The organism is Sphingomonas sp. NIC1 (assembly GCF_001638925.1).
Lineage (GTDB): Bacteria > Pseudomonadota > Alphaproteobacteria > Sphingomonadales > Sphingomonadaceae > Sphingomonas > Sphingomonas aquatilis.
Window position 1 is genome coordinate 2361187 of record NZ_CP015521.1, and the last position, 25800, is coordinate 2386986.

A 25800-nucleotide genomic window follows, 5' to 3' on the forward strand; every position below is an offset into this window, starting at 1 on the left:
AAATAATACCACAGTCCGACGCCGCTCAAGCGAAGCGGCGGTCGCGGCCCCCGATCGCATGCGCGGCAAAGACGGTGGCGATCAGCAGCAGCGCGGCATTGCCCTGATGCGCGACGGCGATGTCGATCTGCACGCCGCTCATCAGTGTGGCGATGCCGAGTACGATCTGCAGCGTCACGAGCAGCACGACCCACAGACCCGCCTTCGATCCGCTGCGCGTCGCGCGGATCGCGAGCCAGACCAAGGCGGCGGCGGTGGCGAACGCCCACCAGCGGTGGAAGAACTGGACGACGACGGGATTGTCGATCGCGTTGCGCCACGCCGGGTCGACCATCGGCACGCCCGCGGGGAACAGCGCGTCGCCCATCAGCGGCCAGCTGGCGAAGGCATAGCCGGCATCGAGCCCGGCGGTGAATGCGCCATAGACGAGCTGCACGACCAGCGCCGCCAGCGCCAGCACTGCGGTGCGCGTCAGCCGTGCTGGCGGGGCGGAGGGATCGCGGTGCAACGCCATCAGGTCGAGCGCGGTCCAGACGATGCCGGCGAGGATGGTCAGCGCGGTGAGCAGATGGACGGCGAGGCGGATGTGGCTGACGTCGGTGCGGACCGACAGGCCCGAGGCGACCATCCACCAGCCGATCGCGCCCTGAAAGCCGCCGAGCGCGAGCAGCGCGCCGAGGCGCCAGCCGTAGCCCGCCGGGATCTGCCGCCGGACCGCGGACCACAGCAGCGGCAGTGCGAAGGCCATGCCGATCAGCCGGCCCCACAGGCGGTGCAGATATTCCCAGAAGAAGATGTGCTTGAACCCGGCGAGCGTCATGTCGCGGTTGAACGCCTGATATTCCGGGATGCGTTTGTAATTGTCGAATTCGGCCTGCCACTGCGCCTGGTTCAGCGGCGGGATGGTGCCGCTGATCGGTTTCCATTGCGTGATCGACAGGCCGGATTCGGTCAGGCGGGTGATGCCGCCGATCACGACCATCGCGACGATCAGGCCGGCGACGACAAACAGCCATCGCGCCACGCTGCGAGGGCGGGCACGGGAAAGGAAAGCGGCGCTGGGTTGAAGCATGCCGAGGCTCATACGCCTGTTCCCGACTGCCGACCAGCGGCGTCGAAACCGCCAAAACGAGCGTGGAAGTGGACGAAGTGGACGATACGGTGCGTCCCGAAGCCCTCCCATGCGAAGGGGCGGATCGACCGGAGCGGCGAGGGACGTCCTACGACGGAACAGGATGCCGGCAACGAATCGTGCCGGACCGAATCAGTCATATGTCGACTGTTCACGCTTTTTCCTAAATAGGACAGCGATATTTTGCGTCCCTAAAAGGCATGCACCTTCCCGTAACCAAATGGCGATAGACCATGTCCAGGATAGGGCGGGAGTTTTCGATGTTTAACGTGACGGTAGACATCGAACGCGGCTGTTTCGAAAGTACAATCTTCGGCTTTTGGACGCTCGAGACCATCAGCGACTTCCATCGCGCGGTTACCGAAGCGGGGCGCCGTATCCAGGCGACCGGGCGGGCGCCGATCAGCCTGTGCGATTACACCGGTGCGATGACGCAGAGCCAGGAGGTCATCGCCGCGCTGACCAAGATCATGGAGAATCCGATCGTCCGATCGCGGCGGGTGGCCATGTATACGGGCGACGTCATGCCGCGGATGCAGGCGGTCCGCGCGACGCGCAACCGCCCCGAGTTCCGGTTCTTCACCGACAAGGACGAGGCGCGGGCCTAGCTGTTTGCGGAAGAGGGTGACGTGTCGTCGCAACCGGTTGCGGCATAGGTGGGACGGGGGCGGGGGGCTGACACGGGTCATGACGCGCGGATCGATCGGCACGTGCTGATCGGCGTAGGGAGCGTAAATTCCTCCCCCGCCAGGGGGAGGTGGCGCCGCCGAAGGCGGTGACGGAGGGGGCGGATAGGAACGTCCTCGGCAATCAAACGCTGCCCTGACCTCCCCCTCCGTCATGCCTGCGGCATGCCACCTCCCCCTGGCGGGGGAGGAATTTAAGAGGGCATCTGGTGCCGATCACTGATTCGATACCCGAGTCCCTCCGCCGACTGGACAACGCCTCCGACCGCACCTAACGCATGATACATTATATCATGGAGGTGACGATGCACGATGACGTGCAAGTGCCGCGGGCGCTGGCGTCCGGGACGATGGGGGCGGCACGGTGATGCTGGTCCCGTATCTGCTGGGGATCGCCGCCGCCGGATCGACCTATGCCGGCGGGCGGCTCGCCATGCGGTTCGGGCGGCGGCAGGACCTGCTGTTCGGTCTGACCGGCGGGATGGTCGTGGGGCTGGCGTTGCTCGATCTGCTGCCCGAAGCGGTGGAGGGCGGCGGGAGCGCGAGCGAATGGGTGTTCGGCGCGGTCGCGATCGGCATGGCGCTGTATATCCTGCTCCACCGGTTGCCCGGAGGGGCGATGGTCGGGCGCGTCAGCCTGGCGCTGCACAGTCTGATGGACGGGCTGGGCATCGGCTTTGCCTTCCAGGTGTCGCAGTCGACCGGCTGGCTGGTGGCGGCGGCCGTGCTGGCGCACGACATGGCGGACGGCGCCAATATGATCGGCCTGTCGTCCACCGTGTGCCGGCCGGAGCGGGCGCATCGCTGGCTGATCGCCAATGCCGCCGCGCCGCTGGCGGGCGTCGCGATCGGGCAGGCGATCCGCATCGACGCGCATCACCTGTCGTTGCTGCTCGCGCTGTTCGCCGGCGGCTTTCTGTACATCGGCGCGTCCGAATTGCTGCCGCGCAGCCGCGGCGGCGCGCGGGGCTATGGCGCGGGGCTGGCGAGCATGGCGGGGATCGGCGTGATGGCCTGCCTCACCTATGCGGCGGGGTGACGGCGCCGTGCGGCTTCATCGCCGGTACAGCCGGGGCGGATAGCATCGCGCCATATTACGGGAAGGACGATGGCATGGCGCATATAATCGGACGCGGGTGGCCCCTGACGCTGCTGGTGGCGGCCGCATGCGTGCCCGCGCCGCTGCTGGCCCGGCCGTTGGCGAACGGCGCGACCGCCCCATCGACGTTCATCGTGTCATGCGATTGCGCGACGTCCGCGAAGCGGGCGAGGGTGCAGCGCAGGATCGAGCGCGCGGGCGGCAGGATCTTGTATGCCTACGCGACCATCGGCGGATTTGCGGTGACGGCCCGGCGGCCGCAGGACGGCGCGGCGTTACGGCGACGGTTGGAGCGCGTTGCGGGAATCCAGTCGGTACAGCCCGATAGCGTGATCCGGCTCGCCCCGCCCGGCGCGCCGCAGTGACGGCGTCGCCTGTTGCCGTAAAATTCGGAGATGTAATGTTGTAACGCAGCGCGGCTGCGCCTAGATGGTCGGCTCGGATGGACCATAGGACTCACTCCCATACGACCTCGGTCGTGCGCAGCTTCGGCTGGGCGGGGCTCGATCGCGCGGCGATCGCGTTGTCGGGGCTGTGCGTCGTCCATTGCATCGCGAGTGCGGTGCTGCTCGCCATGCTGTCCGCGGCGGGCGGGCTGCTGCTCAACCCGCTGTTCCACGAGATCGGTCTCAGCATCGCGATCCTGCTCGGCGCAGTGGCGCTGGGGCGGGGGGTGATGGAGCATGGCTATATCATGCCCGCCGCGATGGGATCGTTCGGTCTGGGGATCATGGCAGGCGCGATGAGCCTGCCGCATGAGGGCGGCCATGGTGCGGAGACGCTGTGGACCGTGATCGGCGTCGGCCTGCTCGCCTTCGGGCACGACCTGAACCGCCGCGCCGGGCACTGACGCCGCTTGCCGCGGGGGCGAGCGCACCTTATTTCAGCAGCATGGCCAGCCACGCGCATCACGATCACCACGAGCCGCAAGGCGACGACCTGATGAAGGCCGCGCAGACGACGCTGGAAAAAGCCGGCGAGCAATGGACGCCGATGCGCGCCAGCGTGTTCGCGGCGCTGGCGGCGTTCGACAAGCCGGCCAGCGCCTATGACATCGCCGACGCGCTGTCGCAGCGCGAGGGGCGGCGGGTGGCCGCCAACAGCATCTATCGCATCCTCGACGTGTTCGTCGCCGCGAACCTGTCGCGAAAGGTCGAAAGCTCCAACGCTTACGTCGCCAACGCGCATCCCGATTGCCTGCACGACTGCATCTTTCTGGTGTGCGATTCCTGTGGACGAACCGTGCATCTGGACGATGACAGCGTCACCCGCGGGGTGCGGTCTGCCGCGCAAGCTGCTGGATTCACACCGGTTCGTCCCGTGATCGAGGTGCGGGGGCGCTGCGCCGACTGCGACTGAGCCCGGTTCGCGCTGCCAATCGACAGCCGATGGCGAAGCGCGTAGACGGGTGGGATGGCCGAACTCCCTGAGACTCCGCTGCTCGATACCGTCAACACCCCGGAAGAGCTGCGAAAATTGAAGCCCGAGCAGCTGCGCCAACTGGCGGATGAGCTGCGGCAGGAGACGATCTCCGCCGTCGGGACGACCGGTGGCCACCTCGGCTCCGGGCTGGGTGTGGTCGAGCTGACCACCGCGATCCACTATGTCTTCGATACGCCGCGCGACCGGCTGGTCTGGGACGTCGGGCATCAATGCTATCCGCACAAGATCCTGACCGGGCGCCGCGACCGTATCCGCACGCTGCGTCAGGGGGGCGGCCTCAGCGGCTTCACCAAGCGTAGCGAGAGCGAATACGATCCGTTCGGCGCGGCGCATTCGTCGACCTCGATCTCGGCGGCGCTGGGCTTTGCGGTGGCGAACAAGCTCGCCGGCACGCCCGGGCGCGGCATCGCGGTGATCGGCGACGGATCGATGTCCGCCGGCATGGCCTATGAGGCGATGAACAACGCCGAACAGGCGGGCAACCGGCTGGTCGTGATCCTGAACGACAATGACATGTCGATCGCGCCGCCGGTGGGCGGGCTGTCGGCATATCTGTCCCGCATCGTGTCGAGCCGCGAATTTCTGGGTGTGCGCGACATCCTGAAGCGCTTCGCCCGCCGCCTGCCGCGGCCGTTCCATCACGCCGCGCGCAAGACCGACGAATTCGCCCGCGGCATGACGATGGGCGGCACGCTGTTCGAGGAGCTGGGCTTCTATTACGTCGGGCCGATCGACGGGCATAACCTCGACCATCTGATCCCGGTGCTCGAGAATGTGCGCGATGCCGAGGAAGGGCCGATCCTGGTCCATGTCGTGACCAAGAAGGGCAAGGGCTATGCCCCCGCCGAGGCCGCGGCGGACAAGTATCACGGCGTGCAGAAGTTCGACGTCATCACCGGTGCGCAGGCGAAAGCGCCTCCCGGGCCGCCGCAGTATCAGAACGTGTTCGGCGACCAGTTGGTGAAGGAAGGGCAGCGCGATCCGACGATCGTCGCGATCACCGCGGCGATGCCCTCGGGCACCGGTGTCGATCGCTTCGCCAAGGCGTTTCCGGATCGCGCGTTCGACGTGGGGATCGCGGAGCAGCATGCCGTCACCTTCGCGGCGGGCCTCGCGGCGCAGGGGATGCGGCCGTTCTGCGCGATCTATTCGACCTTCCTGCAGCGTGCCTACGATCAGGTCGTCCATGACGTGGCGATCCAGAATTTGCCGGTGCGCTTCGCGATCGATCGTGCGGGGCTGGTCGGCGCCGATGGCGCGACGCATGCCGGATCGTTCGACGTCACCTATCTGGCGACTTTGCCCAATTTCGTCGTGATGGCGGCGGCGGACGAGGCGGAGCTGGCGCATATGACGCACACGGCCGCGCTGCACGACATCGGGCCGATTGCGGTGCGCTATCCGCGCGGGGCGGGCGTCGGCGTCGATCTGCCGGAGGTGCCGGAGCGGCTGGAGATCGGCAAGGGCCGCGTCGTCCGCGAGGGCAAGACGGTGGCGATCCTGTCGCTCGGCACCCGGTTGGAAGAGGCGCTGAAGGCCGCCGACACGCTGGAGGCGAAGGGACTGTCGACCACGGTCGCTGACCTGCGCTTCGCCAAGCCGCTCGACGAGGCGCTGATCCGCCGCCTGCTGACGACGCACGAAGTCGCGGTGACGATCGAGGAGAATGCGGTCGGCGGCTTCGGCGCGCACGTGCTGACGCTGGCGAGCGACGAGGGGCTGATCGACGGCGGGCTGAAGCTGCGCACGATGCGCCTGCCCGACACGTTCCAGGATCAGGACAAGCCCGAGAAGCAATATGCCGAGGCGGGCCTCGACGCCGACCATATCGTCAGCACGGTGCTGACCGCGCTGCGCCACAACAGCACGGGCGTGCACGAGGGCGCGCGCGCGTGAGCGGACCGCTGAAGGCCGCGATCATTATCGGCCTGGCGGTCTTGGTGCTGATCGCGGTCAACGTGCGCATGTATCGCGCGATGAAGGCGGCGACGGCGAAGGGCCGGGCGCTGGAGGCGGACCCGCGCGAGGACCGCGGTGTCTGAGCGCGACCGCTTCGCCTCATTGACGGAGGCGGAGCGGCAGATTCTGGCGCTGCTGGCGGCGGGGCATACCGCGAAGACGGCGGCAGCGACGCTGGGCCTCAGCGTCCACGGGGTGAACGAGCGGCTGCGCGAGGCGCGGCGCAAGACGGGCGCGGGCAGCAGCCGCGATCTCGCCCGCGCGCTGGCCGCCCAAGAAACTTGTGACGCAAAAATCGGGGTGGCCCCCGCCGCCGCCGTGCCGCCAGAGGCCGTGCCGGACCTGCCGCAGCGTGCGGCGGGCACGACACGGAAAGGGGTGCGTCCGATGGTTTTGGGACTCGGCATAGCGGCGGCGGCAGTGCTGCTGGGCGGCATCGGCTGGCAGCGGGAGCGGGGGCAGGCGCCCGATCCGTTGCTCGGCTCTCTGGTGGTGGACAAGCCCCATGACGCGGCGGCACTGCATGCGAAGGTGCGCCGGGAAGCGCGTGATGCCGGCTGGGCCGCGCCGGCGGAAACGCGGCTGATGAACCGGTTCGGCAGGATCAACGGGGTCAACAGCCTGCGCGTCCTGTGCGGGACGGATCTGTGCGAAGTGGCCGGGCGGATCGCACCGGGCGACACCGCCAATGCGGCGTTGCTGGAGGTGCAGCAGGTCGCCCTTTTCGGCGTGCGGACGCTGGGATTTTCCAGCGAATCGAGCTTTTCGGTGGGTGGGGACGACACGGGGCAGGGGGCTGCGTTCGTCGCCTATCTGTACCGGCGCGCCGCCGACGTACCCTATGTGGTGACGACGACGCCGGCGATGCACGCGACGATCGCGCCGGGGCCGTTCACGCTCGGCGTCACCTTCGATCGACCGATGCAGCCGGGAGACTTTTCGTTCGTGACGTCCGACCGCGGCGCCTATCCCGAATGCGACGGCACGCCGCGTCGGTCGGCGGATGGGCGCAGCTTTACGATGCAATGTACCGCGGTGGCCGGACAGGCCTATGCGGTGGGCTTCAACAGCGCACACTATCGCAACTTCAAGAGCCTGGACGGGGTGCCGGCGGAGCCATCGCTACTGACGTTCGACGCGAAGCGCTGACGGCGGAGGCCCACGGCCGGCCGCTCGCACGGCGGCCGGTTTCGTGGTATGCGACGTGCCATGAAGCTCGAGAAGACCGCCGACGGTTATGTGGTGCAGGTGCCCGACGATGTCGTCGCGGCGCTGGGGCTGCATGAGGGCGACCAGGTAAAGGTCGCCAAATCGAATCCGATTACCATTCCTGTGACGGAGGAACAGCGGCGGTGGGCAATGGGCACGATCCGCGAGTTGCGCGGCACCAACCCGCTCCCGCCCGGGTATAAGTTCGATCGGGAGGAAGCGAACGCGCGGTGACCCGCGCCTTCTTCGATACGAATATTCTCGTCTACACCTTCGACGAGGACGCGCGGGGCGCCGTTGCATCGCGATTGCTGGACGACGGCGGCGCGATCAGCGTGCAGTCGTTGAACGAACTGGCCAATGTTCTGCTGCGCAAACGGCGATGGACCTGGGAGCAGATCACCCGCGCGACACAGGCCGTGACGTTTCGCTGCCCGACGATCATCACGCTGACGCCAGACCTCCACCACCTCGGCCTGCGCCTCGCCGAACGCTATCGGCTGTCAGTCTACGATGCGATGATCGCCGCGGCGGCGCTGACGGCGGAGTGCGACACGCTCTATTCCGAGGATATGCACGACGGCCTCGTCATCGACGGGCGCGTGCGGATCGTGAATCCGTTTGCGCCCGTCGCGGGATAGCTATCGGCCGAGATAGTGCGTCTGCGCGGCGTCGGTCGCGTTGATCGCCAGGATCGAGCGGGCATCGCCGGGGGAGCGGGCATGGCCGTGCCCGTCGGTGCCGGCGGCGATCACGCGGTCGAGCAGTTCCTGCCCTTCTCGCCACCAGCCGACCCCGCTCGCGGCGTTGAGATGGCCCTGCGGCCCGGCGTCGACGAAATGACTGCCCCATTGCGCCGCGAGGCTGTGCGCACGGTCGATGGTGATCCACGGATCGTCACTCGACGCGACGACGATCGACGGGAAGGGCAGGGGCGTCTTCGGCGTCGGCGCGAAGCCACGCAATTCGTCGGGCGCGTTCGGGCGGTCGACGTCCGCAGGCGCGACGAGCAGCGCGCCGGCCACCGGCCAGCCATAGGGTTGCGGCGACAATTCCGCCCACCACGCCACCGCAAGGCAGCCGAGGCTGTGCGCGGCGAGGATGACGGGGGCTTCGGCGCGGGCGATCGCCTGGTCGAGCTTCGTCACCCAGGCGTTGCGGTGCGGCGTATGCCACATGCCGAGTTCGACGCGGACGGTGTCGGGCCGCGCCTCCTCCCACAAGGTTTGCCAGTGCGAAGGCCCGGAGCCGCCGAGCCCGGGCACGGTCAGGATGGTCGGCAAGGTCGCGTCGTAATGGGAAAATCCGGTCATGCTGCATCTCCCTCCAATGGGGGACAGCGGGGCCGGCCGGCGTATCGGGACACGCCGTACGGTCATGCTTCCCGACAGGCAAGGTAATCCTACTATTCCTATAGGCAATAGAGTCGCGGCTGATGGAGGGCGGGATGCGACGGGTGGAGCGGGAGGGGGCTCTGCATGCTCCGGGGGCCGTCATTCCCGCGTAGGCGGGAATCCATAACCTCTGACATTCGCGATGGAATCGGGACGGTAGCGCGTCTGGATTCCCGCCTTCGCGGGAATGACGGATGGGGCAGGGGTGGGCGACTGCCCAGGAATGACGGGGGGCGGGGGTGCCTCGCACAGCAGGGGGCGTGACGCCGGGCGGTGCCCTCGCTACGGAGCCCTGATGGCGAAGATCCGTGCCGACCAGTTGCTCGTGGACCGCGGGCTCGCCGAATCGAAGACGCGGGCGCAGGCGCTGATCATGGCCGGCCTCGTGTTCGTCGACACGCGCAAGGTCGACAAGCCGGGGCAGGCGCTGCCCGTGGATGCGCCGATCGAGGTGCGTGGGCGCGATCATCCCTGGGTGTCGCGCGGGGGGATCAAGCTGGCGCACGGCCTGGACCATGTCGGGTGGGACGTGACCGACGCGGTGGCGATCGACGTGGGATCGTCGACGGGCGGCTTCACCGATGTCCTGCTGACCCGTGGCGCGGCGCGCGTCTATGCGGTCGACAGCGGCACCAACCAGCTTGCGTGGAAACTGCGCCAGGACCCGCGCGTGATCGTCCACGAACAGACCAGCGCACGCATCCTGACCGAGGCGCATATCCCCGAGCCCGTCGACCTGATCGTGTGCGATGCGAGCTTCATCGGCCTGTCCAAGGTGCTGGAACGGCCGATGACCTTCGCGCGGGAGGGCGCGCGCCTGCTGGCCCTCATCAAGCCCCAGTTCGAGGCGGGGCGCGAGGAGGTGGGCAAGGGCGGCGTCGTGCGCGATCCCGCCGTACATGCGCGGGTGTGCGACGACGTGGTCGCCTGGCTGGAGGCAAGCGGCTGGAGTGTCGCGGGCGTCACCGAAAGTCCGATCACCGGGCCCGAAGGCAATATCGAATTTCTGGTTGCGGCATCCCGAAACGGGCCATGACGGAACGATAATCGTAACGGACGCTTTACGAACGGGCCGTCACGCGACAAGGGGCGCGAAAGGCATGCGGAGGAAGCGTCGGTGAGCGGGATTGCGTCCAAGGGTCAGCTGCGAATGTCGTTTCTGCGCTGGGCGATCGTGACCGTGCCGCTGATCCTGCTGCTGGGCTTCGCCTCGGGCCGTGCCGTGCCGGCGGGGTCGGAGAACAGCTGGTACGTCGCGCTGCAAAAGCCCGAGCTGACGCCGCCGGGCTGGGTGTTTCCGGTCGCCTGGACGTCGCTGTACATCCTGCTGGGCCTTGCGGTCGCGCTGATCCTACATGCGCGCGGCGCCCGCGGGCGGGGGCTGGCGCTGGCGGTATTCGCGGTGCAGTTCGCCCTCAATCTTGCTTGGACGCCGCTGTTCTTCGGGGCGCATCGTATCGGCGCGGCATTGGTCGTGATCGTCGCGATGCTGCTTTTGTCGATCGTCACGACGGTGCTGTTCGGACGGATTCGCACCGCTGCGGCGTGGCTGATGGTGCCCTATATGGTGTGGATCAGTTTTGCCGGCGTGCTGACCTGGCGGATCGGCCAGCTCAACCCCGGTGCGGAAACCCTTGTGCCGGGGGCGCACACGTCCCAGATGCTGTGACGATACGCACGCTTATGTGCCGGGAACCGAAGATATGCAGTCCGACAACCGCCTGTTCGATGATTTCGTGAAGCTGATGAACGGCGCCGCCGGCACGCTCGCCGGCGTGGGGCGTGAGGCGGAATCGGGCGCGCGCGCCCGGATGCGCGAATGGATCGGCGGGCTCGATTTCGTCAGCCGCGACGAGTTCGAGGTGGTGAAGGCGATGGCCGTCGCCGCCCGCGACGAAAATGACGCGCTGAAGGCCCGGATCGATGCGCTGGAGGCGAAGCTTGCCACCAGTGCGGCGCCGGTTGCCTGATTGGGGCGTCCAACCCACTTTTCCACAGCTTTATCGACAGGCTTGTCCACGACCGGGTTGCATGGGGCTTTTTGCCTCGGCAGCCTCGTCGTGCGATAAGGGGCACGATAATGCTCGATTCCGCCGAACACGATACCGATCCCGCCGCCCCCATCGACATGCTCGAGGCCTATTACGCCGCGCATGGCTGGGAGCATGAGCGGCATGACGACGAGATCGTCGCGACGGTCAAGGGCAGCTGGACCACCTACGAATTGCGCGCGCTGTGGCGTGAGGACGACAGCGTCCTGCAATTCCTCGCCTTCCCCGACATCAAGGTGACCGACGATCGGCGTGGCGGCGTCTATGAGGCGATCGGGCTGGTCAACGAACAATTGTGGATCGGCCATTTCGAGCTTTGGTCGTCCTCGGGCGTGCTGCTGTATCGGCATGCGGCGATGATCGACGGCGAGGACGAAGGCACGATGTCGCTGGGTGCGGCAGAGCTGCTGGTCGAATCGGCGATCGAGGAGTGCGAGCGCTTCTACCCGGTGTTCCAGTTCGTCCTGTGGGGCGGCAAGACCCCGCGCGAGGCGCTGGCTGCCGCGCTGATCGAGACGCAGGGCGAGGCCTGAGGCGGTGAAGCTGCTGATGATCGGCGCCGGCAATATGGGCGGCGCGATGCTGCGCCGCTGGCTCGCGGCCGGCATGGAGGCGCGTGACGTCACCGTCGTCAGCCCCAGCGGCCGTGCGATGCCCGATGGCGTCCGCGTCGTGCCCGCGGTGCCGGCGGCGGAGGAGGGGGCGTATGACGTCATCCTGCTCGGGCTGAAGCCGCAACAGCTGCGCAGCCTGTCGGGCGGTGCGATCGCGGGCCATGCGCCGCGGCTGCTCGCGTCGATCCTGGCCGGGGTGGAGGAAGCGACGCTGGCGCCGCTGTGCCGCGCCGGGGCGGTGGTGCGCGCGATGCCGAACCTGCCTGTCGCGATCGGCAAGGGCGTGGTGGCGCTCCATTCCTCGAGCGCGGACGCAAGCGTGCGCGACGAGGTGACCGCCTGGATGAGACCGTTGGGCCATGTCGAATGGATCGCCGACGAAGCGCGGTTCGACGACGTGACCGCGCTGGCGGGCTGCGGACCGGGCTTCGTGTTCCGCTTCGCCGATGCGTTGGCGCAGGCGGGGGCGGCACTGGGGTTGCCGGCGGATCAGGCGGCGCGGTTGGCGCTCGCGACGCTGGAGGGCGCCGCGGTCATGGCGGCCGACGCCGATGCTCCGCCTGCGACGCTCGCCGATCGCGTGGCGAGCCCGGGCGGATCGACGCGGCAGGGGCTGAACGTGCTCGACCGTGCCGACGGGTTGGTCGCACTGCTGACCGATACGCTGGCCGCCTCGGCGCGCCGGAACCGCGAGATGGCGGCCGAAACGCGCTGAACGGCCGCGGGGCCGATAGGGCGTGCGGGTTAGAGCCCCAGCTTCTGGATGTTGGCGCGCTCGGCCTCGGGGATCATGCCCTCCAGCACCGCCCAATAGCCCGACACCGCCTCCTGGCCGGCGGCCTGATAGGCCTGCGCCATCTTGATCCGCACCGCCTCGAACAGGTCGCTTTCGAGCTGCGCCCCCTCCGTGGTCAAACGCAGCAGCCGCTGGCGGCGGTCGCGTTCGCCGGGCCGGGCGGTGACGAGCTTGCGGTCGCTCAGCTCGTTGAGTACGCGACCCAGCGATTGCTTGGTGATCGCTAGCATCGCCAGCAGCTCGCTGACCGTCAGATCGGGCTTGCGGGCGATGAAATACAAGGCACGGTGGTGCGCGCGGCCCAATCCCTGGGCGGCAAGCCCCTGGTCGATGGAGCGCGTGAGATGGCTATGGCCGAAATACAGCAGTTCCATGCCACGACGGAGTTCGGGTTCACGCAGGAATTGCGCGGATGCGGAGGACACTGGGGCAGCCATATTGACCGGTTTAGCCACCGTCCCTACGCGTCTGCAACCCCTGATGTCTGAGAGAAATCAAATGAATGCGCCTTCGACGGCCGGGTCGGCCGCTTTTCGCTTCGATCCCAGCACCACGCCGGTGGACGCCAACGAGCGCGCGGCGCGGCTGGTCGATCCGGGGTTCGGCCGCGTCTTCACCGACCATATGGCGGTGATCCGCTACACCGAGGGGCAGGGCTGGCACGACGCCGTCATCACCGCGCGCGCGCCGGTGACGGTCGATCCGTCCACCGCGGTGCTGCATTATGCGCAGGAGATTTTCGAAGGGCTGAAGGCCTATCGTCTGGATGACGGCGGCATGGCGCTGTTCCGTCCCGACGCGAACGCGCGCCGCTTCAACAACAGCGCGCGGCGCCTCGCGATGCCCGAACTGCCCGAAGACCTGTTCCTCGAATCGTGCCGCCAATTGGTCCGGACCGAGCGCGACTGGTTCCCCCAGATCGACGGCGGCGCGCTGTACCTTCGCCCCTTCATGTATGCGAGCGAAGCGTTCCTGGGCGTGAAGCCCTCCGCCGAATATCTCTACATGGTCATCGCATCCTCCGTCGGCGCCTATTGGAAGGGTGGCGCGCGCGCGGTATCGATCTGGGTCAGCCAGAATTACACGCGCGCCGCGCCCGGCGGTACGGGCGAGGCGAAGTGCGGCGGTAATTACGCCGCCAGCCTCGCCGCGCAGTCGGAAGCGATCGCGCAAGGGTGCGACCAGGTCGTGTTCCTCGACGCGGTCGAGCGCCGCTGGGTCGAGGAACTGGGCGGCATGAACGTCTTCTTCGTGTTCGACGACGGATCGATGGTCACCCCGCCGCTGACCGGCACGATCCTGCCCGGCATCACCCGCGATTCGATCATCCGCATCGCTCGCGACCAGGGCCTGACGGTGCGCGAAGAGCTCTATGGCATCGACCAGTGGCGCGCCGACGCCGCGAGCGGCCGCCTGACCGAAGCCTTCGCCTGCGGCACCGCCGCGGTCCTCACCCCGATCGGCCAGGTGGTGGAAGCGACCGGTCGCTTCACCATCGGCAGCGGCGGCACCGGCCAGCTGACGCAGCGCATGCTCGACGCGCTGTCGGCGATCCAGCGCGGCCGCGCCGCCGACCCGCACGGCTGGCTCGAACGGTTGGATTAAGGACGCGCGGCCGGGTTTTCGTGGCTTTCACGCGAAAACCCGGCGTGTTGGGGCTTTTCACACGCCGCCCGCCGGCTATAAGGCGCGCCTCCCGGTGGGGCGTCGCCAAGCGGTAAGGCAACGGTTTTTGGTACCGTCATACGCAGGTTCGAATCCTGCCGCCCCAGCCATCTGCCTGAAATCCCAGCCAATTGGCTGCTAAGTGTTTGAAGATGCTGGCTGACTATCAGGGTCGGCTGTTGGCACCTGCACAATTGTGCATCGGATTGTGCCAATGCGCTGGCCGGGAAGGCCGCGGTTTTGGACTGTCTTCAACACGTTTACCGGCGCGGGCACATTTTCTGGTGGCGCCGAATTCACCGTTTATTGGATAATGGCACCCTAGATGTTCGGCTGTCGCTGCGGACCACCGACCGGAAGGCAGCGCGCAACATGGGGGCGGCGCTCACGGCGGTGACGCCGAGGGTGCTGGAGATGCTCGACAGGCGGGCCAGGCAGAAGACCAATATCACCGAGCAGGAGCTCCAGGCGATCGCCAAGGCGATGTACGAGGAGCGCCTAGCCGAGGTCTGCACCTTGCAGCGATCGACGCCATACGATGTCGAGAACCACTCAGCCGCCAATCTCGCCTTCATCGATTATTTCGAGCGCCTGAAGAACCAGGGCGGCCATATGTCCTTCCTACCGGCCGAAGAGCGCAAACTGGACGCGGAGGGCTGGAGCGCGCAGCGGATCGCCGATCTGCGCTCCATCATCGCGATGCGCGAGGAGCGTGGCGTTAGCCTGATCCGGCGAGACGAGATCGATCGCCATCTCGCCGCTGCGGGTTTCGCAGTCGATGACCGGCTGCGCTGGATGCTGGAGCTAGCCCTCTACCCGGCGTACCGCGACGTCTATGCCGCCGCAGAGGCGCAGCTTCGAGGCGCGGCCACGCCCAGGACGGTGGCCCCTAACAGTTCGGCCACGCCTGCACCGGCGCAGCCATCGCCTTCTCCGGTCGCCGGCATCCATCCGGCGCCGGTCGGTATGGCTCCGGCGGTGCCAGAGGACTGGCTGCATTGCACCCCAGTCGAGGCAGCGGAGCGAATGATCGCCACGACGCCCCGCCTGCTGGAGCATCGCAAGGGCGGCAAGCGTGAGAAGGACAGCGTCGGCGAACAGACGCTGCGCCAGATCCGCTGGGCCGCCGTGCTGCTGCAGAAGTCGTTGTCGCCCGGCACGCCGATGTGGCGGGTCACCAAGGCGGACATCGTCAAGCTCGACAAATGGTTCGACCGGCTCTCCGTCAACTATGGCAAGGCGGCTGGCGACCACGACCTCGGGCAGAGCCTGGAACAGGCGGCGGCCGTGTTCGCCGATCGAGTTGAGACGGGCGATGTACCGATGGATCAGATAGGCTTGTCCACCGGCACCGCCAACAAGCATTTCAACAAATTGGGCCAGATCCACAGCTTCACGCGCAAGGCGGTGCCCATCGCCGAACCGATCGACTTCGGTGAGTTCACGGCCCCAATCGACAAGGACGAACGCGAAGCGCGGCTGCGCTACACGCGGGAACAGGGCGAGGCGATCTTCCGCCTGCCGCCATGGACGGGCTGCGTGGGCGTTGAGGAGCGACTGAAGCCCGGCTCCAAGGTCATCCACGATGGCTTGTTCTATCTGCTGCTGCTCGTCTGGTACACCGGCGCGCGCCGCGAAGAATTGGCCAAGCTGATGCTCGACGATGTCGAGGAGCGGCATGGCATCGACTATCTGCTGATCCGCCCGACCATCACCGGGCGGATCAAGAACAAGTCCGCCCGGCGCGTGATCGTCATCGCCGATGAGCTGATCCGGCTTGGCTTCCTCCGCTATGTCGAGGCGATGCGCGCGGCTGGCGAGACGCTGCTGTTCCCCGAGTTTGTGCCCGGCGGCGATACCAAGCGGAAGCTGGGCGATGTCTTTTACAAGCTGTGGTGGATCTATATCGCGCCGAGCGTGCCAGACCGGAAGCGCGGTCAGGCGATGCACTCCGCCCGCCACACCGTCTCGGACGAGTTGAAGGACCAGGAGGTGTTCATCGAGTTCCGCAACGATCTGCTCGGCCACAAGGGGACCGGTGGCGAGGGCATGACCCGCTATCCGGGGCGCGCCTCGCTCGAGAAGCTCAAGGCCACGGTGGCGAAGATCCCGATCGTTACCGGCCATCTGGCCGACCAGCGGACCATCCGCCTTTTACCGCCAAACATGCGGCAGGCGCGCCCGACGCGCGCCAAAGGGGACCGCGCATGACGCGCTTCAGGCAGCCCCGGCGGGCTGAGCAGAAAAGAAGAAGAGGGGTGCGCACCAATAAGGAGAAGAGGATGCGCTCCGGCTCTCACCTTCGCAATGCCGAGCGAGGAAAAGAGGTAGCAGGATGGGTGGTGTACAACACCACAGTTCGCCGGGGCGGACCCGCTCCGCGCCGATGGCTTGTCGCAGGGGCAGAGAAATGAGCAAGGTCGCGACCGACCGGCCAAGCCGTAAGCCACGCGGGAAGCGCGCGCCGCGCGCAAAAACTGGCGAGAGCATCAACATCCGTGTCACGGCCGAGGAGAAGCGGCTGCTCGTTCAAGAGGCAGGTGAAATCGGCATATCGAAGTACGTCCGAAAACGCCTGTTTGACGGCGGCTTGCGCGATCGGGACGCGCTTCGAGAGATAGCCGTCCTCCATGTGCTTGGGCGACGTATTCAGGAGTTGGCCGAGAAGACAGACATTGATGCCATGATCGTCGCAGACACGCTTGGTGACATATGCGCGGCGATCGGGGGCCTGACCGTCGATCTAGACGATGCTAGCGACGGGGCGCTCGCGTCGTGATCGTGAAGCATATTCCGGCACGGCCTGCCGGACGCAACGCGACCATCGAGCGGGCGAGGCACGCCCGCAATCTCGTCGACTATCTTCGACAGCCTGAAAAGCAGAGCGCTGAGAAGGATTATCAGGTCGCCTACATGCTTCGCGAGGGGCTGGGCGATACGAAAGGAGAGCGCCTTTTCCATATCGGTGCACGCAACTTCGTCAGCACGGATATCGCCGGGCAACGCGCTGAAATGATCGCCATCGCTCAGATGGCAAGCCGCAGTCCCAATCCGATCGATCACTGGCTGCTCAGCTGGCGCGAGGGCGAACTTCCGACGCCTGCAGAGATCGACGAGACAGTGGCGATGTTCCTCGAGCACCTCGGCGTCGATAACCAGCCTTGCATCTATGCCTGCCACGGCGACACCGATAATCGGCACGTCCATCTGGCACTCAATCGATACGATCCGCTGTCGGAGCGGATGGTTGAAATCAACGACGGTTTCACCCGCGAAGCGGCGCATCAAGCGATCGCTTTGATTGTCGATCAGTTCGGATGGCAGGCGGAGGCCGACGCGCGATATAGCGTCGTGAACGGCAGGCTGGTTACGGCGGCCAGTGCCGCAGCAAAACGAAAGGAGGGACGCAAGCCGGTTAGTCCGAAGGCGACGGCGTTCGAGAACCGGACCGGCTATCGCTCTGCACAGCGGATTGTGCAGGAGGACGCGGTACCACGCATCAAGGCTGCCCGATCGTGGAGCGACCTGCATGCCACGTTGGCGGAGGTCGGTATTCGCTACGACATCGTCGGTACCAATGGGGTGACCCTCACGGTCGATGACGAACGCGTGAAAGCGTCCAGCATCGATCGAGCGATCACCCGGACCCAGGTAGAGAAACGTCTCGGTCCATTTGAGCCACGCAGTGAGACGATTCGTGACGTACCGCGTAATCCCCTGTGGATCGGCGTGGAAAAGGGACCCCGTTAGCGGGGTGATCGGCGTCGAAAAGGGACCCCTCATCCTGGTGTTCTAGGCTGTTCGCTTGGCGGTGTGTCAGGCGGCGAGATCGGGATGCTGGTATTGGAGACGGTGTTGAGGATCCGGCGCGAGCACGCGTCGGGCAAGGCCATCAAGGCGATAGCGCGGGACCTGCACCTGTCGCGCAAGGTGGTGCGCAAGGCGATCCGGGCGCCGGAAGCGGACATGGGTTATCGGCGAGAGGTGCAGCCGCTGCCGAAGCTGGGGCCGTTTCAGGCGCGACTGGATGCGTTGCTGGAGGAAGATGAGGCACGGCCGCGGCGCGAGAAGCTGCGCCTCACGCGCATCCACGACCTGCTGCTACGCGAGGGGTTCGATGGCTCGTACGACGCGGTTCGCCGTTATGCGGCGCGCTGGCGGCAGGCGCAGCGTCGCGACGTGATGAATGCGCCGGCGTTCATCCCGCTGCTGTTCCGGCCGGGCGAGGCTTACCAGTTCGACTGGAGCCACGAGGACGTCGAGATCTCGGGCAAGCCGATGCGCGTGAAGGTCGCGCATGTCCGGCTGTGCGCGTCGCGGGCAATGTATGTGCGGGCCTATCCCCGCGAGACACAGGAGATGCTGTTCGACGCGCATGCACGGGCGTTTGCTTTCTTCGGAGGCGTGCCGACGCGCGGCATCTACGACAACATGAAGACGGCGGTGACGAGCGTGTTCACCGGCAAGGAGCGGGTCTTCAACCGTCGCTTCCTGGTCATGGCCAACCATTACATGGTCGAGCCGACCGCCTGCTCGCCGGCGTCGGGCTGGGAGAAAGGTCAGGTCGAGAACCAGGTGCAGACCGCACGCGGTCGCTTCTTCCAGCCGCGCCTGCGATTTACCGGCCTCGAGGAGTTGAACGGCTGGCTGGAGGCGGAGTGTCGGCGCTGGGCAGAGTTGCACCAGCATCCCGAGCAGAAGGAGCTGACAGTCGCCCAGGCATGGGCAGCAGAACGGGCGGTGCTCCAGCCTGTTGTCGCACCCTTCGACGGCTTCCACGAGAGCGAGCATGCGGTAAGCGGCACATGCCTCATCAGCTTCGAGCGCAACCGCTATTCCGTTTCTGCCAGGGTGGTGCGACGTGCCGTCCAGGTCCGCGCCTATGCCGACCGCATCGTCGTGCGCTGCGACGGTGAAGTCGTCGCCGACCATCCCCGGTTCTTCGGCCGCGACCGGACCATCTACGACCCGTGGCACTATCTGCCGGTGCTGGTGACCAAGCCGGGTGCCCTGCGCAACGGCGCACCGTTCCAGGGCTGGGAGTTGCCGCCTGCGCTGGCACGACTGCGGCGCAAGCTTGGCACCGGCGACGATGCCGACCGGCGGTTCGTGCGGGTGCTGGCAGCGGTGCTCGACGACGGGCTGGAGGCGGTAGAAGTGGCCGTGCGCGAAGCATTGCTGGCCGGCGTCGCCAGCGACGACGTCATCGTCAACATCCTGGCCCGCCGGCGCGAACCGCCGCGACCGCTGACTATTGTCACGCCAGAAGATCTGGCGCTGCGCCATCCGCCCCGTGCCGACTGCAACCGCTATGACAGCCTGCGAGGTCTCCATGCAGCGGCATGAGATGATGACGGCCATGGCCGAGTTGGGGCTGAAGGGCATGGCTGGCGCCTTCGACGAGGCGGTCACTACCGGTCTCCAGCGCAAGCGCACGACCATGGAGGTCCTGACCGACCTGCTGCGTGCCGAGGCGACGCACCGCCATGCAGCCTCGGTCCGTTACCGGATGTCGGCCGCCAGGTTACCCGCGGTGAAGGACCTCGACGCCTTCGTCTTCGGCGACACTCCCATCAACGAGGGACTGGTGCGCTCGCTGTACAGCGGCTCGTTTCTTCCGGGCCAACGCAACGTCGTGCTGGTCGGTGGAACGGGTACCGGCAAGACGCATCTCGCCACCGCCATCACTGCCAATGTGGTACGAGCCGGCGCCCGCGGACGCTACTTCAACACAGTGGACCTGGTGAACCGGCTCGAGGAGGAAACGCGCCTCGGCAAGGCCGGCACGCTGGCGGCCCAGCTTTCGCGCCTCGATCTCGTGGTGCTCGACGAGCTTGGCTACCTGCCGTTTGCACGCTCGGGCGGTCAACTGCTCTTCCACCTCGTCAGCAAGCTCTACGAGAAGACCTCGGTCATCGTCACCACCAACCTGGCCTTTGGTGAGTGGCCGACCGTCTTTGGCGACCCCAAGATGACCACCGCGCTGCTCGACCGCATTACCCACCATTGCGACATCGTCGAAACCGGCAACGACAGCTGGCGCTTCAAACATCGAAGCTGAAGCCTGGGGCACCGGCAGAGAACGCTTCGTGCTGGTTGCGCCTCCGGTCGGGCTACGCCCGCCCTACGCCGCAACCAGCACGAACAGTGCGCCCGTCATACCCGTTACGCTGCTCGACGAAGGGGGTCCCTTTTGCACGCCGATAGGGGGTCCTTTTTGGACGCCGATTGACAGACGTGATGGAGAGACTGACGATCCGGCCGTCGTCCGTGGTCGCGGGGATCGTGACAGGCAATCGCGACGCCGCGTCCAGGCCGCCATCGTGCAACCGACCGGACCGTATCGCGCCGTCCGCGTGGTCCGTTATCCGGATGGATGCGGGCAGGTCCTTCCACTGGATCGTCAGATAGACCGGCGATGCTTCGACGGACATGATGCGACGCTCCTCGCATAGGCGGTTCATAAGCGGGACGAGCCAGCGTCCGCCCCCGGGCGCACCCTGCTGCCGGAGCGGCATGTCCAGCAATTCCGAAACAATACGGATCGCATGCGGCGGGGTGATCCCTAATCGCGCGAATGTTCGGGAGGCCCTGGCGGTCGTAGCGATAGCGGCAGGAGGTGCGTCATGCCGGACACAGTTTTGCATCGGGCGGTGGAAGGGAAAACTGACGATCGGCACGGCCGGCTGATGCCCGCCTTCAGGGTGGACGCCCGTGCCGACCGTCGTGGGCGGCCGGGCGCCATCCTGCCGGATCGGTTCCGGGATCGCCGGGCTTGCCCCAAAGCCCCCCGCGTGGTGTCCGGCGTGGCCACGATGGCTGGCCGATCAGGACGACAGCCACTTCCGTCCTGAATCCCGGCGGTCGTCGCTCGCACCTCCCCCAGGTGCGAGCGGCACTGCCGATCGAAAGGAAACCCGAAGATCTGCGGCGGTCGTCACGGACGCGGTCGTCGCGCGCGGTGCATTGCCGCGGGATCTGCCTGTCCGTCATCGTGCGGCCCGCCGATCCGCGCGGTGTGTTCCAGGCCGGACGGCGACCCCTTCGCCGGCCGTTCACCCAACGACAGTTGGTCAACAGGAGCACTTGCCATGAAGAAAGCTATCTACAGTTCGCTGTCGGTTCTTGCATTCGCGATCGCCGTGCCCGCCGCAGCGCAGACATCGGGCACGGTGACCGGCGGCGCCGGCATCGGCATCGGTGTCGGCGGCTTCACCAACGGCGCCATCGATACCTCGGCAGTGAGCGGGACGAACAATCAGGCGCTCAGCGTCGATGTCACCCGCAACATCTCGGCATCGTCCGGCAGCGGCTTCGGCGGCACGATGAACATCAGCAGCGTGCCGGCCGGGTCGAGCTATGCCGTGGTCGGCGGCGTCGGTACGTCCGGATCGTCGATCGCCGCGAACATCGATGCGGCGAACAACGGCACCATCACCACGACTAGCTTCAATGCGGGCCTGTACGGTGGTCTGACCGGCGGTTCGGCGGCGCTCAACATGCAGGTCATGAACTTCGGCCAGAGCACCGCGGACTTCAAACTGGTCAGCTCGTTCGACGCGACCCACTCCGACCAGTTCAACCTCACCTCGACCGACTGGACGATGGCCGGGGCGGCAGGTGCCACCGCCTTCGGCTTCGGCTCGCTCGGCTGGGACGTCGATTGATCGACCAACTCGGGGTGGCGCGGCCGCCACCCCATTTCTTGAAGAGGGAGAGGGAAGATGAAACGTGTCCTGGGTCCAGCCGCCGTTCTCGCGCTCCTGCCACTGAGCGCCACGGCGCAGCAAATGGAGGCGCAGTCGAGCAATACGGTCAACGTCATGGCCATCACCGGGCCGCAGACCGACGTTCCCACACGGCAGGAGGTCGTCTACGGCGGGCACACATGGACGACGCCGAGCGCCCAGGGCAGTTATTTCGGCGGTGCCAATCCGTGCCTGATCGGCAGCGGCGGCGGCGCTGCGGGCGGCCCCATCGCCTTCAACATCAACGTCGGCAAGAGCGACGAGGGGTGCCAGCGCCGGTCCGATGCGGCCGCGTGGCATGCCATGGGCTTCGACAATGTCGCGGTAGCGCGCATGTGCCAGGACATCAAAAGCGCGGATGCCTTTTTCGCAGCCACGGGAGAGGTCTGCCCGGGGGCGATGGCCACGCGTTACAAACTCGCGGACGGCTCGCCGGCGCGCCCCGCGGCGCTCGTCGCGAACAGCCGTGCGATACCCGGCAACCAGTATAGCGGCCCCGTCGACCTCACCAGCCCGCAGGTGCAGGCCGCGATCCGCGCCGAGGCGGCGAAGATGCTGCGGTCGCAATCGACCGTGAACGCTCCGCCAGCGGGCGCATCGCCGTCGATCGGAAGCGAAGTGCCATTGATGAGGAAATGAAAGGTTGGCTGGATATGCGCTCGCACATCGTTGGCCATCATCTGCGCTCGTAAGGGATATCGCTTGAGACGCGACGCAGTGATGGCCGCGCGACGTCGCTTCGGTGTTGATCTTCCGCCATTCGCTCGACCGTTTCGCCGATGCCACCGGCCGTATGCAGGCAAATGTGGTATAGTCGAACGGCGCCATGAGCGACGACGGTCTTGCCCGCGTCGCCGTAACGACGACGCCGCTGCCCATCGCCTGACGTTTACGCGTTGCACCGACGCCGTCGCCATCGCATGCTCCGCGGCGAAGCGCCGGGGGGAGACGAGACATGCGGAACGGGTGGATGATCGCTGGACTGCTCGCCCTGCCGACGGGCGCGGGCGCGCAGGTATCGCCGACGACCGTGCCGTCCCCCGCCGCGGTCCCGGGGGCGGGCAGCGCGCAGGGCGACGTGTCGGTCACGATCTACAATGGCGACGTCGCGCTGGTGCAGGACGTCCGCCAGCTCACCCTCGCGGCCGGCCGCGTCCGCCAGTCCTTCCCGGATGTCAGCGCCCAGATCCGGCCCGAGACGGTGTCGCTGACGATGCCCGACGCCGGCATCGTCGAACAGAATTTCGACTATGATCTGCTCAGCCCGTCGAGCCTGATGGAAAAGGCGGTAGGCGAGACGATCACGCTCGTCCGCACCAACCCCGCCACCGGTGCCGAAACGCGCGAGCGCGCGCGGGTGCTGGCGGTGAACGGCGGTGTCGTCCTCGACATTGACGGGCGGATCGAGGTGCTGCGCGACGACGGCCTGCCGGTGCGTGCGGTGTTCGACCGCGTGCCGGAATCGCTGCGTGCGCGCCCGACCCTGTCGGTGACGCTGGCGAGTGCGCGATCGGGAACGCGGCCTGCGACGCTGTCCTATCTCACCCGCGGCCTCGGCTGGAGCGCCGACTATGTCGCGCTGTTCGACGACAAGGCCGGCACGATCGACGTGCAGGGCTGGGTGACGCTGCGCAACACGACCGGGACCACCTTCACCAATGCCAAAACCCTGCTCGTCGCAGGCGAGGTGGGCAGCGCGAACGATGAGGACGACGCCCCGGTTCGCCCCCGGCGGCCGGTGCGCACCCAGGCCGGCACCGAGACGTCGGCGCGCGAGCAGCTTGGCGACTATTACCTCTACCCGCTCGCCGAGCGGACGACGATCGCCGACAAGCAGACCAAACAGGTCAGCTTCCTCGACGTGAAGGGCGTTGCTGCCAGCTCGGGCTATCGCTTCGACAACGGTTGGCTCGGCACGGCCGACGCCCCGCGCAGCGCGCAGAGCGTGCTGCGCTTCTCCAATCGCGGCGGCACCGGCGGGGTCGGCGATGCGCTGCCGGCCGGCACGGTGCGTGTCTACATCCGCGATGCGCGCGGCCAGCCGCAATTTACCGGCGAGAACCGCATCGAGCACACGCCGCAAGGGTCGACGATCGCGCTGCCGACCGGCGACGCCTTCGACGTGAAGGTGCAGCCTGCCGTGGTCGAACGTACCCGGCTGGGCGGCGACCGGTGGCGGACGCGCATGCGCTACACGCTGACCAATGCGCGGCCGCGCGCCGTGACGGTCGAGCTCGTGCAATCGGGCCTCGACTGGTCCGACACGCGGATCATTGACGAGAGCCGCAAGAGCGAGCGGCCCAATGCCGGCAGCGCGACGTGGCAGGTGCCGGTTCCCGCCAATGGGGAGGCGGTGGTCACCGCGATCTTCGACACGCGTTACTGATGCGTGCGCTGCTGATGGTCTTGCCGGCGTTCATCGCGATCGGCGCCGCACCTCCGCCTGTGACGCCAGTCGTCGTGACGTCGCCGGCGCCCGCAGCCGTCGCGCTGACCGTCTATCGCGCGCCCTACGGCCAAGGCGCGATGAACCTCGGCTATCTCCAAGGCTTCGCGCTGGTCACCGAAACCCGCCGCATCGCCGTGCCGAAGGGCGCATCGACGCTGCGCTTCGAGGGCGTCGCCGAGGGCATCGTGCCGGTGAGCGCGGTGGTCGAGGGGTTGCCCGGCGGCGTCATCGAAAAGAACCGCGACGCGCGCCTGCTGTCGCCTGCCTCGCTGATCGACGGCACGTTGGGCCGCACCGTGACGCTGACGCACACGGATCGCGCCACCGGCCGCCGGGTTTCCGAACAGGCGACGATCGTCGCCGGTCCCGCGAGAGGCGTCGTGCTGAAGACGCGCGCCGGGATCGAGACGCTGCGCTGTTCGGGCTTGCCCGAGCGGCTGAGCTTCGCCGGCGTGCCCGGCGGACTATCGGCGAAGCCCGTGCTCAGCGTCGCGACGGTCAGCGCGGTGGCGCGCACCGTCACCGTAAAGCTGAGCTACCTCGCCAGCGGCTTCGACTGGCGTTCGAGCTATGTCGCCACCGTCGCGCCCGACGGCCGTACGCTCGACCTGTTCGCCTGGCTGACGCTCGCCAACGCCAATCCCGAGCGCTTCCCCGACGCGCAGCTCAGCGCGGTGGCGGGTCGCCTCAACCGCGTCTGGACGCCGGGGATCGAGCGCGCCGTCGCAGCGCTGTCGCTGTCCTGTTATCCGCTCGGCACGACGACGTCCGATCTGCCTGAGGAGACGTTCGAGCAGGCCGACGACATCGTCGTCACCGGTTTCCGAATGGCAGCGCCGCCTCCGCCGCCGCCGCCGCCGGCACCGGAGCCGGCACCTGCACCGCCGGCACCGGAGAACCTCGGCGACCTCAAGCTCTACCGCGTGCCGATGCGCGTCACCGTCGCGCCGCGCGCGCAGAAGCAGGTCGCGCTCTTGTCCCGCGCCGGCGTTCCCTTCGATCGACGGTATCGCGCTCGCCTCTATCCCGGACAGCCCGTCGCGAGCGCGCCGACCCGAATCGTCCTCGCGCTGCGCAACCGCCGTGACGCCGGCCTTGGCCTGCCGCTGCCGGCGGGCAGCACCGCGGTCTATGCCACGCGCAACGGCGAGCGACTGCTGCTCGGTCAGGGTGCGTTGACGGACCGAGCGGAGGGGGAGTCGTTTCGCATTGCCGCAGGCATCAGCCCGCAGGTGGCGATCATGCAGGAGCCTATTTCTGCCGACATTATGCGGGTGGTGCTGACCAATGCCGGTGCTGCCCCTGCGTCGGTCGACGTGCCGATCGGCACTGCCGGCCAGCGGATCGAGGCGATCGACGCGACGTTGCCGATCGTCGACGGTGCCCACACCTGGTCGGTTGTCGTCCCGGCAGGCGGCACTGCCGAATTGCGCTATCGCTATTGCTGGGACCGCTGCCAGCGCTAGCCGCGGGGTGCGGGTGACGGGGCATCTCGGCCGATGAGGTTCCTGCTGGCGGGGGACGATGCGACCACGGCGGAGCAGATCGGCGCCAG

At 67.2% G+C, this 25800-nt stretch carries 28 protein-coding genes and 1 tRNA gene; 26 read left to right on the forward strand and 3 right to left on the reverse strand.

Annotated features, from left to right (window positions below):
* Positions 1-25: 25 nt before the first annotated feature.
* Positions 26-1072 (reverse strand): COX15/CtaA family protein, encoded by a 1047-nt coding sequence (locus A7E77_RS11275; RefSeq protein ID WP_063689910.1) that lies wholly within the window; start codon positions 1070-1072, stop codon positions 26-28.
* Between the two features lie 320 nt (positions 1073-1392).
* On the opposite strand from A7E77_RS11275, the gene A7E77_RS11280 reads away from it, so the two are divergent.
* The 10 genes from A7E77_RS11280 to A7E77_RS11320 all read left to right on the forward strand — a co-directional run bounded on the left by A7E77_RS11280 (position 1393) and on the right by A7E77_RS11320 (position 8169).
* Positions 1393-1740, forward strand: coding sequence for a hypothetical protein (locus A7E77_RS11280; RefSeq protein WP_063688047.1), 348 nt, complete (start codon positions 1393-1395; stop codon positions 1738-1740).
* Positions 1741-2185: 445 nt separating this feature from the next.
* On the forward strand, positions 2186-2857 hold the full coding sequence (locus tag A7E77_RS11285) for a ZIP family metal transporter (protein ID WP_063688049.1): 672 nt from the start codon (positions 2186-2188) through the stop codon (positions 2855-2857).
* A gap of 74 nt (positions 2858-2931) precedes the next feature.
* A complete protein-coding gene (locus tag A7E77_RS11290; protein ID WP_226341725.1) occupies positions 2932-3282 on the forward strand; it encodes a hypothetical protein in 351 nt (116 codons plus the stop codon).
* A 77-nt stretch (positions 3283-3359) separates the two neighbouring features.
* Positions 3360-3767 carry a MerC domain-containing protein gene (locus A7E77_RS11295; RefSeq protein ID WP_221204578.1) on the forward strand — a complete coding sequence of 136 codons (408 nt, stop codon included), beginning with the start codon at positions 3360-3362 and terminating at the stop codon, positions 3765-3767.
* A 41-nt stretch (positions 3768-3808) separates the two neighbouring features.
* Positions 3809-4276 carry a Fur family transcriptional regulator gene (locus tag A7E77_RS11300; RefSeq protein ID WP_017977944.1) on the forward strand — a complete coding sequence of 156 codons (468 nt, stop codon included), beginning with the start codon at positions 3809-3811 and terminating at the stop codon, positions 4274-4276.
* A 54-nt stretch (positions 4277-4330) separates the two neighbouring features.
* The gene (gene dxs, locus A7E77_RS11305; protein ID WP_063688053.1) at positions 4331-6256 is read left to right on the forward strand and encodes a 1-deoxy-D-xylulose-5-phosphate synthase; all 1926 of its coding nucleotides are present in this window, start codon (positions 4331-4333) and stop codon (positions 6254-6256) included.
* A complete protein-coding gene (locus tag A7E77_RS18025; RefSeq protein WP_192929971.1) occupies positions 6253-6402 on the forward strand; it encodes a hypothetical protein in 150 nt (49 codons plus the stop codon). The genes dxs and A7E77_RS18025 overlap by 4 nt, the downstream gene beginning before the upstream one ends.
* On the forward strand, positions 6395-7468 hold the full coding sequence (locus A7E77_RS11310; protein ID WP_226341726.1) for a LuxR C-terminal-related transcriptional regulator: 1074 nt from the start codon (positions 6395-6397) through the stop codon (positions 7466-7468). Before A7E77_RS18025 ends, A7E77_RS11310 begins: the two co-directional genes overlap by 8 nt.
* 60 nt (positions 7469-7528) lie before the next feature.
* A complete protein-coding gene (locus tag A7E77_RS11315) occupies positions 7529-7762 on the forward strand; it encodes a hypothetical protein (protein ID WP_063688057.1) in 234 nt (77 codons plus the stop codon).
* The gene (locus A7E77_RS11320; protein ID WP_063688059.1) at positions 7759-8169 is read left to right on the forward strand and encodes a PIN domain-containing protein; all 411 of its coding nucleotides are present in this window, start codon (positions 7759-7761) and stop codon (positions 8167-8169) included. Before A7E77_RS11315 ends, A7E77_RS11320 begins: the two co-directional genes overlap by 4 nt.
* Here the strand turns inward: A7E77_RS11320 and A7E77_RS11325 are convergent, their stop codons facing one another.
* Positions 8170-8841: an RBBP9/YdeN family alpha/beta hydrolase gene (locus A7E77_RS11325; RefSeq protein WP_017977950.1), complete on the reverse strand. Its 672-nt coding sequence runs from the start codon at positions 8839-8841 to the stop codon at positions 8170-8172.
* Between the two features lie 376 nt (positions 8842-9217).
* On the opposite strand from A7E77_RS11325, the gene A7E77_RS11330 reads away from it, so the two are divergent.
* The 5 genes from A7E77_RS11330 (at position 9218) to A7E77_RS11350 (ending at position 12302) form a co-directional block, all read left to right on the forward strand.
* Positions 9218-9958, forward strand: coding sequence for a TlyA family RNA methyltransferase (locus tag A7E77_RS11330; protein ID WP_063688067.1), 741 nt, complete (start codon positions 9218-9220; stop codon positions 9956-9958).
* A 114-nt stretch (positions 9959-10072) separates the two neighbouring features.
* On the forward strand, positions 10073-10591 hold the full coding sequence (locus A7E77_RS11335) for a TspO/MBR family protein (protein WP_063688069.1): 519 nt from the start codon (positions 10073-10075) through the stop codon (positions 10589-10591).
* Between the two features lie 34 nt (positions 10592-10625).
* Positions 10626-10892: an accessory factor UbiK family protein gene (locus A7E77_RS11340; RefSeq protein WP_043059067.1), complete on the forward strand. Its 267-nt coding sequence runs from the start codon at positions 10626-10628 to the stop codon at positions 10890-10892.
* Between the two features lie 110 nt (positions 10893-11002).
* Positions 11003-11506: a YbjN domain-containing protein gene (locus tag A7E77_RS11345; protein WP_017977954.1), complete on the forward strand. Its 504-nt coding sequence runs from the start codon at positions 11003-11005 to the stop codon at positions 11504-11506.
* Between the two features lie 4 nt (positions 11507-11510).
* Complete coding sequence (locus A7E77_RS11350) at positions 11511-12302, forward strand: pyrroline-5-carboxylate reductase family protein (protein ID WP_078462282.1); 792 nt, start codon at positions 11511-11513, stop codon at positions 12300-12302.
* Between the two features lie 29 nt (positions 12303-12331).
* Here the strand turns inward: A7E77_RS11350 and A7E77_RS11355 are convergent, their stop codons facing one another.
* Positions 12332-12820, reverse strand: coding sequence for a MarR family transcriptional regulator (locus tag A7E77_RS11355; RefSeq protein ID WP_043059068.1), 489 nt, complete (start codon positions 12818-12820; stop codon positions 12332-12334).
* A 61-nt stretch (positions 12821-12881) separates the two neighbouring features.
* Here A7E77_RS11355 and A7E77_RS11360 point away from each other — a divergent pair, with 61 nt between their 5' ends.
* The 11 genes from A7E77_RS11360 (at position 12882) to A7E77_RS11415 (ending at position 25711) form a co-directional block, all read left to right on the forward strand.
* Complete coding sequence (locus A7E77_RS11360; protein WP_063688071.1) at positions 12882-13988, forward strand: branched-chain amino acid aminotransferase; 1107 nt, start codon at positions 12882-12884, stop codon at positions 13986-13988.
* 95 nt (positions 13989-14083) lie between these two features.
* Positions 14084-14158, forward strand: a tRNA-Gln gene (locus A7E77_RS11365).
* Between the two features lie 130 nt (positions 14159-14288).
* A complete protein-coding gene (locus A7E77_RS11370; RefSeq protein ID WP_151895479.1) occupies positions 14289-16259 on the forward strand; it encodes a hypothetical protein in 1971 nt (656 codons plus the stop codon).
* A gap of 199 nt (positions 16260-16458) precedes the next feature.
* Positions 16459-16827 (forward strand): hypothetical protein, encoded by a 369-nt coding sequence (locus A7E77_RS11375; RefSeq protein WP_063688075.1) that lies wholly within the window; start codon positions 16459-16461, stop codon positions 16825-16827.
* Complete coding sequence (locus A7E77_RS11380; RefSeq protein ID WP_063688077.1) at positions 16824-17798, forward strand: relaxase/mobilization nuclease domain-containing protein; 975 nt, start codon at positions 16824-16826, stop codon at positions 17796-17798. Before A7E77_RS11375 ends, A7E77_RS11380 begins: the two co-directional genes overlap by 4 nt.
* 84 nt (positions 17799-17882) lie before the next feature.
* On the forward strand, positions 17883-19394 hold the full coding sequence (gene istA, locus A7E77_RS11385) for an IS21 family transposase (RefSeq protein WP_010487546.1): 1512 nt from the start codon (positions 17883-17885) through the stop codon (positions 19392-19394).
* A complete protein-coding gene (istB, locus tag A7E77_RS11390; RefSeq protein ID WP_062127353.1) occupies positions 19381-20109 on the forward strand; it encodes an IS21-like element helper ATPase IstB in 729 nt (242 codons plus the stop codon). Before istA ends, istB begins: the two co-directional genes overlap by 14 nt.
* A 1030-nt stretch (positions 20110-21139) precedes the next feature.
* Complete coding sequence (locus tag A7E77_RS11400) at positions 21140-21715, forward strand: hypothetical protein (protein ID WP_063688080.1); 576 nt, start codon at positions 21140-21142, stop codon at positions 21713-21715.
* A gap of 57 nt (positions 21716-21772) precedes the next feature.
* A complete protein-coding gene (locus A7E77_RS11405) occupies positions 21773-22435 on the forward strand; it encodes a hypothetical protein (protein ID WP_226341727.1) in 663 nt (220 codons plus the stop codon).
* 316 nt (positions 22436-22751) lie between these two features.
* Complete coding sequence (locus A7E77_RS11410; protein ID WP_063688082.1) at positions 22752-24182, forward strand: DUF4139 domain-containing protein; 1431 nt, start codon at positions 22752-22754, stop codon at positions 24180-24182.
* Entirely contained in the window at positions 24182-25711 is a 1530-nt protein-coding gene (locus tag A7E77_RS11415) for a DUF4139 domain-containing protein (RefSeq protein WP_063688084.1), read from the forward strand. Before A7E77_RS11410 ends, A7E77_RS11415 begins: the two co-directional genes overlap by 1 nt.
* Positions 25712-25800 lie beyond the last annotated feature (89 nt).

What these genes read in the sequence shown, in the direction of transcription:
- A7E77_RS11340 (WP_043059067.1), top strand. Translation starts at nt 10,626, where the DNA reads ATGCAGTCCGACAACCGCCTGTTCGATGATTTCGTGAAGCTGATGAAC.
- A7E77_RS11315 (WP_063688057.1), top strand. Translation starts at nt 7,529, where the DNA reads ATGAAGCTCGAGAAGACCGCCGACGGTTATGTGGTGCAGGTGCCCGAC.
- A7E77_RS11345 (WP_017977954.1), top strand. Translation starts at nt 11,003, where the DNA reads ATGCTCGATTCCGCCGAACACGATACCGATCCCGCCGCCCCCATCGAC.
- istB (WP_062127353.1), top strand. Translation starts at nt 19,381, where the DNA reads ATGCAGCGGCATGAGATGATGACGGCCATGGCCGAGTTGGGGCTGAAG.
- A7E77_RS11410 (WP_063688082.1), top strand. Translation starts at nt 22,752, where the DNA reads ATGCGGAACGGGTGGATGATCGCTGGACTGCTCGCCCTGCCGACGGGC.
- A7E77_RS11300 (WP_017977944.1), top strand. Translation starts at nt 3,809, where the DNA reads ATGGCCAGCCACGCGCATCACGATCACCACGAGCCGCAAGGCGACGAC.
- istA (WP_010487546.1), top strand. Translation starts at nt 17,883, where the DNA reads ATGCTGGTATTGGAGACGGTGTTGAGGATCCGGCGCGAGCACGCGTCG.
- A7E77_RS11360 (WP_063688071.1), top strand. Translation starts at nt 12,882, where the DNA reads ATGAATGCGCCTTCGACGGCCGGGTCGGCCGCTTTTCGCTTCGATCCC.
- A7E77_RS11330 (WP_063688067.1), top strand. Translation starts at nt 9,218, where the DNA reads ATGGCGAAGATCCGTGCCGACCAGTTGCTCGTGGACCGCGGGCTCGCC.
- A7E77_RS11280 (WP_063688047.1), top strand. Translation starts at nt 1,393, where the DNA reads ATGTTTAACGTGACGGTAGACATCGAACGCGGCTGTTTCGAAAGTACA.
- A7E77_RS11295 (WP_221204578.1), top strand. Translation starts at nt 3,360, where the DNA reads ATGGACCATAGGACTCACTCCCATACGACCTCGGTCGTGCGCAGCTTC.
- A7E77_RS11285 (WP_063688049.1), top strand. Translation starts at nt 2,186, where the DNA reads ATGCTGGTCCCGTATCTGCTGGGGATCGCCGCCGCCGGATCGACCTAT.
- A7E77_RS11400 (WP_063688080.1), top strand. Translation starts at nt 21,140, where the DNA reads ATGAAGAAAGCTATCTACAGTTCGCTGTCGGTTCTTGCATTCGCGATC.
- A7E77_RS11290 (WP_226341725.1), top strand. Translation starts at nt 2,932, where the DNA reads ATGGCGCATATAATCGGACGCGGGTGGCCCCTGACGCTGCTGGTGGCG.
- A7E77_RS11355 (WP_043059068.1), bottom strand. Translation starts at nt 12,820, where the DNA reads ATGGCTGCCCCAGTGTCCTCCGCATCCGCGCAATTCCTGCGTGAACCC.
- A7E77_RS11405 (WP_226341727.1), top strand. Translation starts at nt 21,773, where the DNA reads ATGAAACGTGTCCTGGGTCCAGCCGCCGTTCTCGCGCTCCTGCCACTG.
- A7E77_RS11325 (WP_017977950.1), bottom strand. Translation starts at nt 8,841, where the DNA reads ATGACCGGATTTTCCCATTACGACGCGACCTTGCCGACCATCCTGACC.
- A7E77_RS11375 (WP_063688075.1), top strand. Translation starts at nt 16,459, where the DNA reads ATGAGCAAGGTCGCGACCGACCGGCCAAGCCGTAAGCCACGCGGGAAG.
- A7E77_RS11335 (WP_063688069.1), top strand. Translation starts at nt 10,073, where the DNA reads ATGTCGTTTCTGCGCTGGGCGATCGTGACCGTGCCGCTGATCCTGCTG.
- dxs (WP_063688053.1), top strand. Translation starts at nt 4,331, where the DNA reads ATGGCCGAACTCCCTGAGACTCCGCTGCTCGATACCGTCAACACCCCG.
- A7E77_RS11275 (WP_063689910.1), bottom strand. Translation starts at nt 1,072, where the DNA reads ATGCTTCAACCCAGCGCCGCTTTCCTTTCCCGTGCCCGCCCTCGCAGC.
- A7E77_RS11415 (WP_063688084.1), top strand. Translation starts at nt 24,182, where the DNA reads ATGCGTGCGCTGCTGATGGTCTTGCCGGCGTTCATCGCGATCGGCGCC.